Genomic DNA, 1,572 nt, shown 5'->3' with positions numbered 1-1,572 from the left:
AAATTTGGAATCGTAGAGAATGGCATCTTAATGAATTGATGGATTATGTGAAGCCGTATAAGCCAATGAAAAAGCGTTCTAAATTGCGTACAGTAACACCATTAAAGGGGTATAAAAAAGGCACACGCACGCTTACACAAATGAACATGGCACGTGCGAATGACATTTTAAATCTTGTACATATCCGAAATGGAGAAATTGAGAATCGTAACATCTTAACGTATGATTATGCATTTGCTCTGACGCTAGGAAGCGATATGAGCCATTTAGAAGTCCTTACAGCGACTTTTCAGCTTGATATTAGTTTCACATCTTCACAGAAGAAAAACGTCCTCAAAACGACTGTAAAGAGTGCATATGAGCGAGCTACAAAGTTTTGGAGAGCATATGAAGAGAATAATTACAGTATGAGAGGTTTAGACAGTAATTTAGTTAAACCTAAACAGACACGTACAATCATACGCCAGCAGGCCATTACAGCAGCAGAAATGGAATTTTTAGAGGTATTGATTGGCAAAGAGGAAAAAGAGCGTAGACGTACTGATAAGCGTCGAGATCAAGGGCAAAAATCAATGGAACAATATAATGCTGAACGAGCACAAAAGGTTAATAGTAACCTTGAAAAATTACGTAAACTTAAAGAAAAGTATCCAAAAGCATCACAGCGTAAACTAGCTGAAATGATGGGTGTATCCAAAAGCTATATTAATAAGCTGATTAAAGAGTTATAAAAGTGTCCACTGACCTTGCTCGTAAACATATTAAATACTATCTATGGACGTTGTACTGCACTGGTATGTTGTGTGTAACAGCGTCTTTTATATTGTTCGTCTTTCGTTGATGGCCTAGTGTCCACTGACCTTGCTCGTAAACATATTAAATACTATCTATGGACGTTGTACTGCACTGGTATGTTGTGTGTAACAGCGTCTTTTATATTGTTCGTCTTTCGTTGATGGCCTAGTGTCCACTGACCTTGCTCGTAAACATATTAAATACTATCTATGGACGTTGTACGGGTAACAGGAATTTTTTGTTCTTTATCGAATATTAGTTTTGTAACTGATTTTTTGTATAGGAGTGTTTCTATTGAAATTTGAACATCATTTTAAGCTTGTTAATGGTTTAACGTTAGTGTTTTTATTTGCTGGTTTTATTTGGTTAATCTTTGTTATTGATTTTGTATTTAAACATATTAAGGTTACATCTTACAATTCTTTATTGTCTTTATTAAGTGGTATTTTGGCTACTGTGTCTGTGGGGATTGCAGCTTTAGCATTTGTTTTTATTGATAGTTGGAGAGGTAAAACTTTGTGTTTTGCTGGTACATTCCTTTTAATTTCTTGTTCTTTAACATCTGCTTTTTTAAGTGCTAGTGATGGTCTGTTAAATTTAAAATCAATCCAACTTAAATTGGACTTTTTTATTCCAGCAATATTCGTAGCAAGTATGGTGGGCTATATGTATTCAATGGTTGAGTTTGAATTTAAAAAAGATAAGGAAAAATATAAAGTTTTAGAGGACAAAGAATAGTATTTCTGCCAGAATAAAATCAATATTTTGTTATTTTTA

1 protein-coding gene and 1 pseudogene are annotated in these 1,572 nt (G+C 33.9%); both read left to right on the top strand.

What is annotated here, in order from left to right; translation table 11 throughout:
* Positions 1-731 (top strand): annotated as a pseudogene (locus QI30_RS18845) (helix-turn-helix domain-containing protein); the annotation flags it as partial.
* 358 nt (positions 732-1,089) lie between these two features.
* Positions 1,090-1,533 carry a hypothetical protein gene (locus QI30_RS18840; protein WP_126992080.1) on the top strand — a complete coding sequence of 148 codons (444 nt, stop codon included), beginning with the start codon at positions 1,090-1,092 and terminating at the stop codon, positions 1,531-1,533.
* The last annotated feature ends 39 nt before the right edge of the window (positions 1,534-1,572 follow it).

The sequence above is a fragment of the Candidatus Kurthia intestinigallinarum genome (assembly GCF_003991225.1).
Lineage (GTDB): Bacteria > Bacillota > Bacilli > Bacillales_A > Planococcaceae > Kurthia > Kurthia populi.
Note: the sequence above shows the minus strand (reverse complement) of the source record. Positions and strands in the feature narration are given on the sequence as shown.